The sequence below is a fragment of the Mesorhizobium sp. M7A.F.Ca.US.006.01.1.1 genome (genome assembly GCF_003997935.1).
Classification (GTDB): domain Bacteria; phylum Pseudomonadota; class Alphaproteobacteria; order Rhizobiales; family Rhizobiaceae; genus Mesorhizobium.
Map to the genome: position 1 here is coordinate 1 of NZ_RZQL01000261.1, position 9,321 is coordinate 9,321.

A 9,321-nucleotide genomic window follows, 5' to 3' on the forward strand; every position below is an offset into this window, starting at 1 on the left:
GCTGGAGGCAGTTCCCGCCAGTGCCGAGCTTGCCATGGCCTATTCGAACCTTTCGCAGCTGGCGATGCTGGCCGAAAGGCTCGACGAGACCCTGTCGCTGGGCGGCAGGGCGATCGAGCTTGCCGAGCAGCTGGACCGGCAGGATGTCGTTTGTCACGCGCTCAACAATGTCGGCGCCGCCGAGCAGTGGCTGGATCTGGCCAACAGCCGGCTGCATCTCGCCCGCAGCCTCGAAATCGCGCTGGAGCAGAATTTTCAGGAGCACGCCGCGCGTGCCTTCACCAATTGCGCCTGTGGCGAGATCAACCAATTGGGCTACAGCCAGGCTCAATCCTTCCTCGATCGCGGCATAGACTATTGCGTCGAGAACGATCTGGCGACTTGGCGTGACTATATGCGTGGGGTTCGGGCACAGTTGTTGTTGCGTCAGGGATACTGGAACGAAGCTGCCGCCGAGGCTCTGGATGTCATAAGCAATGACCAGGCGACGGCGCTGGTCCGCTATCCCGCTTTGGTGGCCCTGGTGAAACTGCGTCTTCGGCGCGGAGATCCTTCGGCCGAGCCGCTGCTGGCGGAAATGAATCGGTTCCTGGAAAGGGGAGCCGAATTGCAGCGGCTGTTGCCGTACGCCGCCATCGTCGCCGAGCAGGCATGGCTCGGCGAGGCGGAAATCGCCGAGGCGCTGCGGCTGATCGACCTTGCCGAGACCCTGTCGCCGACGCGGGCCATGTTTGCCGAACTGGCCAGCTGGCGCCAGATCCTCTCCGCCGGTAGCGACGCGGGGGATACGGCCGGCATGGCCGCGCCGTACCGAATGCTCCTGGCTGGCGACTGGCAAGGGGCGGCCGCGGTCTGGGCGGATCTCAACGCACCTTATGAACGTGCGCTCGCGCTCGCCCAGGGCGATGAGCCCGCGCAGCGTGCGGCACTCGAGATATTCGAGACCCTTGGAGCCAAGCCGGTTGCGAGCCATGTGCGCGAAATCATGCGGCGCAACGGCATCATTCGCATCGCCCGGGGGCCGCGCCAGACCACGCGCGCCAACAGCGCCGGCCTGACCCAACGCCAGATGGAAGTGCTGCAACTGATCGAGCGCGGCTTCTCCAACAAGCGGATCGCAGAGCATCTGACCATTTCACCAAAAACCGTCGATCACCATGTCTCCGCGGTTCTGGGTAAGCTGGATGCCATCTCGCGTGGCGAGGCCACAGCTGCCGCGCGCGATTCCGGGCTGATCTGAAAGCAGCCCTTCCTGGGGAAAGCGCATGGCGCTTTTGCGTCAAAGTGGAGCGGATCAATCGTAGGTCAGGTCGGTCGCCTTGCCGCCGAACACCCGGTAGGCATAGAACGAATAGAAGATGATGACCGGCAGCACGACCACGGTGCCGGCCAGGATGATGGCCAGGCTTTCCGGTGCCGAGGCTGCCTGCCAGATGGTCAGGCGATCCGGCACCACGAACGGGTAGAACGACCAGGCAAGGCCGGCAAAGCCGAGCGCGAAGATGGCCGCCAGCGTCAGGAACGGCGTCAGTGAATGGCGGTCGTCGGGCTTCGGCAGATGGAAGGTCTGCCGCCACAGCCACAGGAACAGCAGCGCCGACAGGATCGGCAGCGGCGACAGATAAAGCATCTCCGGCCAGACGAACCATTTGTCGAAGATGCGCGGGCTGGCGAAGGGCGTCGCCAGCGACACCGCGGCCATGCCGAGCGCCGTCAGCACCAGTGCGGTGCGCAGCCAGCGCACCGCCTTCTTCTGCAGATCGCCCTCGGTCTTGTAGATCACCCAGGCCGCGCCCATAGCCGCGTAGGCGGCCGCAAGGCAGAACGCCACCAGCACGCCGAACGCCATGCCGCCGAGGCCGACATCGAGGCCCAGCACATAGACACCCAGCATATAGCCCTGCGCCAGCGAGGCGATGAGCGAACCAAGGAAGAAGATACGGTTCCAGCGATGCTTGCGCTCGGTCGGCACCTTGGCGCGGAAATCGAAGGCGACACCGCGCAGGATCAGCCCGACCAGAAGCACGAACACCGGAATGTAGAGCGCGGTCAGGATGACGCCATGCGCCAGCGGGAAGGCGACCAGCAGCAGGCCGACGGCCAGCACCAGCCAGGTTTCGTTGGCGTCCCAGAACGGGCCTATTGCCGCGATCATCGTATCCTGTTCGGCATCTTCGGCTGCCGCGAACAGGATACCGATGCCGAGATCGAAACCATCGAGAATGACGTAGATCAGGATGGCGAGGCCCATCAGGCCGGCGAAGATTAAGGGGAGCGCGGTTGGCCAGTCGAAGCTCATTTTCTTCTCCTACTCGCCAGCCGCCGGCTGCGACATGGCGGCGTTCATGACGCCCGGGAGCGGCGATGAATCGCCGTCCTTCGCCGCCTTCAGCGCCAGATGCACCAGCACGCCGAGATAGGCGATCAGCAACAGCACATAGAGGATGAGATATATGGCGAGCGTAAGCGCGACATGGCTGCCGGCCACCGGGCCGACCGCGTCGGCGGTTTTCAGCACGCCGGTCACCAGCCAGGGCTGGCGGCCGATTTCGGTGGTGTACCAGCCGGCCAGCGTCGCCAGCCAGCCCGACAGCGCCATCGGTACCATCAGCAAAGCGAGCGGCTTCGGCAGGCTGTGCCGGCGCTTGAGGAAAAAGGCGGCCGACCACGAGACGAGCAGCATCAAGATGCCGGTGCCGACCATGATGCGGAAACCCCAGAACACCGGAAAGACCGGCGGATGGTTGCCGGGAAAATCGTTCAGCCCCGGCACGACACCGCTGGTCGAGTGCCGCAGCACCAGGCTGGCGCCGTCGGGAATGGCGATCTCGAATTTGTTTTCGCGGGCCGCCTCGTCGGGGAGCGCAAAAAGCACCAGCGGCACGTTGGGGCCGGTGTTCCAGTTGGCCTCCATGGCGGCGATCTTCTGCGGCTGGTGCTCCAGCGTGTTGAGACCATGCTGGTCGCCGGCAAAGATCTGGATCGGGATCAGGATCGCCGCGGTGAAGACGCCGGTGCGCAGCGCCTTCCACATGGATTCCGAACGGTCGCCCTTGAGATAGCGCAGTGCCGACAGGCCTGATATCAGGAACGACACCGTCAGGCCGGACGCTAGCAGCATGTGGGTCAGCCTGTAGGGCATCGACGGGTTGAAGATGATTGCCCACCAGTCGACCGCATGCGCCACGCCGTCGCGCATCTCGAAGCCGGCCGGCGTCTGCATCCAGGAATTGAGCGCGATGATCCAGAAGGCCGAGACGGTAGTGCCGCCAGCGACCAGCACTGTCGCCAGCGTGTGGATGCGGTTGGAGACGCGGCGGAAGCCGAACAGCATGATGCCGAGGAAGGCCGCTTCGAGGAAGAAGGCGGTGAGAATCTCGTAGGCCAGCAGCGGCCCGGCGATGTTGCCGACCTTTTCCATATAGCCCGGCCAGTTGGTGCCGAACTGGAAGCTCATGGTGACGCCCGAAACCACGCCCATGGCAAAGGACAGCGCGAACACCTTCACCCAGGTGAAATAGGCGCGCATCCAAGCGGAATCGTTGGTCGCGTTGTAGCGCAGCTTGAAGAACAGCAGCACCCAACCCAGCGCAATGGTGATCGTCGGAAACAATATATGAAACGAAATATTCGCGCCGAATTGCATGCGCGACAGGATGAGCGGGTCCATGGTGGGCTCCGGCTGCTTCTAATGAGGTAAGAATAGGCCTGTAGCGCCGTTGGGTCAAAGTGGCGTCCTGCCGCGAGGCTGAACGCCACAGGACAATTTTGCCGGTTGCATGCGCGCATCCCGGGCCTACGGGCTGGTCTCCGGCACGTCGCCAAGTGCGTCCGCGAACTTGCGCATCAGGCGCACGAGTTCCTCGATCTCCTGCGCGTCCCATGTCTCGAAGATGGCGCGTCCGATTTTTTCACGCGCTGCATCGACGAGATCGGTCATCGCCTTGCCCTTCGGGCTGATGACGGCCTCGCGCACGCGCCGGTCGGCGTCACTCGGCCGGCGCTGGACAAGGCCCAGGCTCTCCAGCTTGGCGACCTGCCGGCTGACGGTGGTGTAGTCGCGTCCGACGCGGTCGGCCATTTCAACGACACCGATCGGCCCGAAACGCTCGATGCCGACGAGCAGCGGAAACAACGCCCGGTCGAGTGGAATTCCAGCCGCCTTGATCAGAACTTCATCGCGCTGCGGCCGGTTCATCAGGCCAACGATATCGAGCACAGACCCGTGCAGCTGCCGGAGCTGGGTGGCGATATGTGTATTTTGCACTTTATTCGTTGACGGCATGCGGCGACTCCATATATGTGCATTATACACGTAATGCAGGACTCAGAAAGAAAAACATCATGAAGGCCGCGATTGTTTCAAGCGCCGGGCAAACGCCAGTCTATGGCGATTTCCCCGAACCGGTGCCGGCAGCAGGCGAGAGCCGCATCGAGGTCAGCACCGCCGCCATCAGCCACGTGGTCAAGAGCCGCGCCTCGGGTCCGCACTACAGCTCTTCGGGCCATTTCCCCTTCGTCGTCGGCATCGATGGTGTCGGCCGGCTCGATGACGGCTCTAGGGTCTATTTCGCTTTGCCCAGGGCGCCCCATGGCAGCATGGCGGAGCGGACGGTGGTGGCCTCGGCGCACTGCGTGACGCTGCCTGACGATCTTGACGATGTCACCGCCGCGGCAATCGCCAATCCCGGCATGTCGTCATGGGCGGCCTATACCGAACGGGCGAAGCTCAATCCAGGCGAAACCGTGCTGATCAATGGCGCCACCGGCACGGCGGGCCGTCTCGCCGTCCAGATCGCCAGACATCTCGGGGCAAGGAAAATCATTGCCACCGGTCGCAACGCCGCTGCACTCGATGCGGTCTCGGCACTGGGGGCGGATGTGACCATCCCGCTGGTCGAGGACGAGGAGGCTCTGGAGGAAAACTTCAAGCGACAGTTCGCCGAGGGGGTGGACGTCGTCATCGATTACCTCTGGGGCAACAGCGCCGAGCGCCTGCTGATCGCCGCCGCCAAGGCAGGTGCCGACGCGGTACCGATCCGCTTCGTCCAGATAGGCTCCGTCAGCGGCTCGGACATAAATCTGCCGAGCGCCGTGCTTCGGTCGTCGGCGATTGCCTTGATGGGCAGCGGCATTGGCAGCATCCCGCTCGACCGCTTCATCGCCTGCGCCGGCGACTTGCTGCGCGTCGCCGTGCCGGCCGGCCTCCAAATCGCCACCACACCGGTGCCGTTGGCCGATGTCGAACAGGCATGGACCAAGGACGACAGCACAAGGCGCACCGTGTTCATGCTGGAGAGGCGGCAAGCCTGATCCCGCCCCGTCTTTCCACTCGTGCTCAGCTTTGGGGTCCATCGTAGCGGCTCCGAACCTGCAATGGCCGGCCGGCAACGATTGTCGAGAACTGTCAGCAGGGCATTGACTTGCGGTTGCATGCACCGACATTCGGCCTATATCAGGGGACCTCTTTCAAGCAGCCGTTTTCATCCATGCCTTCAATCCTGTCCATTTCCGGGGTCTCCAAGACCTACGCCACCGGTTTCACCGCGCTCAAGGAAGTCAATCTCGACATTCAGCGCGGCGAGATCTTCGCGCTGCTTGGGCCCAATGGCGCCGGCAAGACGACGCTGATCTCGATCGTCTGCGGCATCGTCAACCGCTCCTCGGGCACCGTCACCGTCGATGGCCACGACATCAACAAGGATTATCGCGCCGCGCGCGGCCTGATCGGGCTGGTGCCGCAGGAACTGACCATCGACGCCTTCGAGAGCGTCTGGGCGACGGTCAATTACAGCCGTGGCCTGTTCGGCAAACCAGCCAACCCGGCCTTCGTCGAGAAGGTGCTGCGCGACCTGTCGCTGTGGGACAAGAAGGACGCCAAGGCGATCACGCTCTCCGGCGGCATGAAGCGCCGGCTGATGATCGCCAAGGCGCTGTCGCATGAGCCGCGCATCCTGTTCCTCGACGAGCCGACCGCCGGCGTCGACGTCGAGCTGCGCCAGGACATGTGGGCGATGGTGCGCCGGCTGCGCGAGGATGGCGTCACCATCATCCTCACCACGCATTATATCGAGGAAGCCGAGGCGATGGCCGACCGCGTCGGCGTCATCAACCGCGGCGAGATCATCTTGGTCGAGAACAAGGCCGAACTGATGCGCAAGCTCGGCCGCAAGCGGCTGGTGCTGGAACTGCGCAATCCGCTGACGGCCATTCCCGAGGCGCTCTCGCGCTATGCGCTGGACCTGTCGCCGGATGGCGGGCAGCTGACCTACACCTATGACAACCAGGCCGAGCGGCCCGGCGTCGCCTCGTTGATGCGCGACCTCGAGGCCGGCGGCATCCAGTTCCGCGATATCGACACGCAAAACTCTTCGCTCGAGGAGATCTTCGTCAATCTGGTGAGGAGGGAGCCATGAACCTTCGCGCCGTATGGGCGATCTACCGGATGGAAATGGCGCGTGCTTTCCGCACCGTGCTGCAGAGCATCGTCTCGCCGGTCATCTCGACGTCGCTGTATTTCGTCGTCTTCGGCTCGGCCATCGGCTCGCGCATCACCGAGATCGACGGCATCAGCTACGGCGCCTTCATCGTGCCGGGTCTGATCATGCTGTCGCTGTTGACGCAGTCGATCTCCAACGCCTCCTTTGCCATCTATTTCCCGAAATTCGTCGGCTCGATCTACGAGCTTCTGTCGGCGCCGGTCTCCTATCTGGAGATCGTCATCGCCTATGTCGGCGGCGCCGCGACCAAGTCGATCATCCTCGGCCTGATCATCCTGGCCACCGCCTCGCTGTTCGTGCCGCTCACCATCCTGCATCCATTCTGGATGCTCGCCTTCCTGGTGCTGACGGCGGTGACCTTCAGCCTGTTCGGCTTCATCATCGGCATTTGGGCGAAGAGTTTCGAGCAGTTGCAACTGGTCCCGCTGCTGATCATCACGCCGCTGACCTTCCTCGGCGGAAGCTTCTATTCGATCAACATGCTGCCCGAGATCTGGCGCACGATCACGCTGTTCAACCCGGTCGTCTATTTGATCAGCGGCTTTCGCTGGAGCTTTTACGGCAAGTCCGATGTCTCGGTCGGCGTCAGCCTGGGTATGACCGTTGTTTTCCTGCTGGTCTGCATAACCATCGTCGCCTGGATCTTCAGGACTGGCTATCGGCTAAGGAACTGACCCGCGAAAGCACCCTGAGCGCCGCTAGGTCTGTTGAGATTCAGGTCAGGCCGGCCTCACCCTGAATATCGGCCGACCTAGATTGCCTTGACCAGCCGCAGCAACCCCAGCATCTCGACATACGTTCCCTTGCGGAAGGCGATGTAGACCGGCTCCTCGACGCCGTGGAAGCGGCGCTTGAAGGCCGCCTGGCCCTGCAGATTGAACCTGCGGCGGTTGACCCAGGGCGAAGAGTAGGCGCGCTGGAAGGCATTGCGCCAAAAATCGCTTTCGGCAAATCCGCTTGGCCCGATATCGAGCATTGGCGACAGGCCGAGCGTGACCACCGAGATGCCCTCTTCGCGAAAACGGTCGACGGCGAATTTGGTCAGGCCGATCTCGGCATGCGGCGAGGCATCGATATGCTTGCGCTTGAAGGCGGTCGTGTAGCCGATGACCTTGCCGTCGCGACACAGCGGGTCGAAGTCGAGCAGAGCGACCAGTTCGCCGTCGGGCCCGTGCAGCACGAAACGTCGCATGTCGGTGCCGAGATGGTCGGCAAAGTTGCGGTTGAGAAAGCTCATCTCCCAGCGCTTGACGATGCGGTCGCCACGCCAGTTTTCCGAAAGCCGGGCGATCTCGTCGAGATAGATCGTGCGCTTGTCCTCTTCGAACGAAAAGCCCTTCTTCAGCAGCCAGCGCTCGGAGTAGCGCACGGTCTCGTTGCGCTTGCCGGAAAAATCATGCTCCGGCAGGGCGAGGCGGGTGTCGATACCGAGGCGATTGACCTTGTAGCCAAGTCCGGCCAGCACGCGTGCGGTGTCCTCGCCGACCTGCACGAACCACGGGCTGCCGGCGGTCTCGACGAAGCGTCTGATGTAATCGGCCCGACGCGACGGAGCCGCCACCGGGTCGCCGAGCGCGAAATGGTGCTTCATCTTGGTGCCGAAGGCGATGTAGCCGTCGGCGTCGCCGAAATAGGAAAGCTTGCCTTGCACTGCGGTGGAATAGGCGAGCGAGAAGTCGCCATAGCGGCGCACCAGCGCCAGCCGTTCGACATGGGTCAGCGCCTGCCGCTCGACCTCGGGCGCGGCGGCCTCAAGGATCTTGTCGAAATAGAACCGCAAGGAGGGCATGGTCGAGATTCCGCGTGCCGCCTACAGCGCCGGCCGTCCAGGACGCGCCAAGGTGCTGTAACACTTTGATTCTGCGCATGACTCGAAAATCGGAGTCGATTTCGGGCATGCGCGTGGGGGATAATCGAGACCCGCCAGCCACCCAAGGCCTCGAATCAATCACATTGCCGCGACCTGATTACCGTTGATATCGCGCATATGCCATATAGAGCGCAACCGTGGCCCGGCGTGTGGCGCTAAATCGCATCGCTCGAAATTTGGCCGCGGTTTGCTGCAGGGATCCTGCGCGCGATCAAACGGTTACAGCGTCCTGCGAGCCTTGCGGCGGGACGTCGAACGGGATTCGAGTGAATGACTGATACGACAATCAGATCGGTTGCGGATCTGCCGACCACGGTCGAGCCGGCAATCGTCATCGGCGCCGGTGCTGCTGGGCTGGCCGTCGCGCACGCTTTGATGAACGCCGGCGTGCCGACGGCGATCCTGGAAAAGGAAAGCCGGTTGGCTGAGCCATGGCACCGGCGGCACCAGCAATTGCATCTCAACACCCACCGCGATCTTTCTTCGCTGCCTGGTCTCCCCTATCCCCCCGGCACCCCCGCCTTTCCGCACCGGACGGTCGTCATCCGCCACATGAATGATTTCAGGGAGGAAAACCGGCTGCCGGTGCAGTTTGGCGTCGCTGTCGAAGAGATTGCCTTCAAGGGCGATCACTGGGCGCTACGGACCAGCGCTGGCCTGCGGCTGGCCCGCAATGTCGTCGTCGCCACCGGCCGCGACAGGCAGCCGTTCATTCCCGAATGGAAAGGCATGAAGGATTTCGTCGGGCGCATCATCCATTCGGCGGATTTCGGTGACGCACAGGCCTATGCGGGCCAGAAAGTGCTGGTCGTCGGCGCCGGCAATTCGGGCTTCGATGCGCTCAATCATCTGGCCGGCATAGACACGGCCGCCATCTGGTTGTCGGCCCGCAGCGGTCCCGCCCTGCTGCCCAAGCGTATCGGCAAGATCGCCGTGCACCGGCTTTCGCCG

9 protein-coding genes are annotated in these 9,321 nt (G+C 63.2%); 5 read left to right on the plus strand and 4 right to left on the minus strand.

What is annotated here, in order from left to right; genetic code table 11:
- Window positions 1-1,240 (plus strand): LuxR C-terminal-related transcriptional regulator (locus EN943_RS31015; protein WP_245476043.1); only part of this gene is annotated, 1,240 nt, incomplete at its 5' end.
- Window positions 1,241-1,294: 54 nt separating this feature from the next.
- Here EN943_RS31015 and EN943_RS31020 read toward each other — a convergent pair.
- The 3 genes from EN943_RS31020 to EN943_RS31030 form a co-directional block, all read right to left on the minus strand.
- A complete protein-coding gene (locus EN943_RS31020) occupies window positions 1,295-2,299 on the minus strand; it encodes a cytochrome d ubiquinol oxidase subunit II (protein ID WP_127415876.1) in 1,005 nt (334 codons plus the stop codon).
- A gap of 9 nt (window positions 2,300-2,308) precedes the next feature.
- Window positions 2,309-3,670: a cytochrome ubiquinol oxidase subunit I gene (locus EN943_RS31025; protein WP_127415877.1), complete on the minus strand. Its 1,362-nt coding sequence runs from the start codon at window positions 3,668-3,670 to the stop codon at window positions 2,309-2,311.
- Window positions 3,671-3,796: 126 nt separating this feature from the next.
- A complete protein-coding gene (locus EN943_RS31030) occupies window positions 3,797-4,285 on the minus strand; it encodes a MarR family winged helix-turn-helix transcriptional regulator (RefSeq protein WP_127415878.1) in 489 nt (162 codons plus the stop codon).
- Between the two features lie 59 nt (window positions 4,286-4,344).
- On the opposite strand from EN943_RS31030, the gene EN943_RS31035 reads away from it, so the two are divergent.
- The 3 genes from EN943_RS31035 to EN943_RS31045 all read left to right on the plus strand — a co-directional run bounded on the left by EN943_RS31035 (window position 4,345) and on the right by EN943_RS31045 (window position 7,174).
- Window positions 4,345-5,313, plus strand: a complete 969-nt coding sequence (locus tag EN943_RS31035; RefSeq protein WP_127415879.1) for a zinc-binding alcohol dehydrogenase family protein — start codon at window positions 4,345-4,347, stop codon at window positions 5,311-5,313.
- A 176-nt stretch (window positions 5,314-5,489) separates the two neighbouring features.
- Window positions 5,490-6,416 carry an ABC transporter ATP-binding protein gene (locus EN943_RS31040; RefSeq protein ID WP_127415880.1) on the plus strand — a complete coding sequence of 309 codons (927 nt, stop codon included), beginning with the start codon at window positions 5,490-5,492 and terminating at the stop codon, window positions 6,414-6,416.
- Window positions 6,413-7,174, plus strand: a complete 762-nt coding sequence (locus tag EN943_RS31045; RefSeq protein WP_127261248.1) for an ABC transporter permease — start codon at window positions 6,413-6,415, stop codon at window positions 7,172-7,174. Before EN943_RS31040 ends, EN943_RS31045 begins: the two co-directional genes overlap by 4 nt.
- A 77-nt stretch (window positions 7,175-7,251) precedes the next feature.
- Here the strand turns inward: EN943_RS31045 and EN943_RS31050 are convergent, their stop codons facing one another.
- The gene (locus EN943_RS31050) at window positions 7,252-8,289 is read right to left on the minus strand and encodes a phosphatidylglycerol lysyltransferase domain-containing protein (RefSeq protein WP_127415881.1); all 1,038 of its coding nucleotides are present in this window, start codon (window positions 8,287-8,289) and stop codon (window positions 7,252-7,254) included.
- Between the two features lie 351 nt (window positions 8,290-8,640).
- On the opposite strand from EN943_RS31050, the gene EN943_RS31055 reads away from it, so the two are divergent.
- Window positions 8,641-9,321 (plus strand): NAD(P)/FAD-dependent oxidoreductase (locus EN943_RS31055; RefSeq protein ID WP_164778466.1); only part of this gene is annotated, 681 nt, incomplete at its 3' end.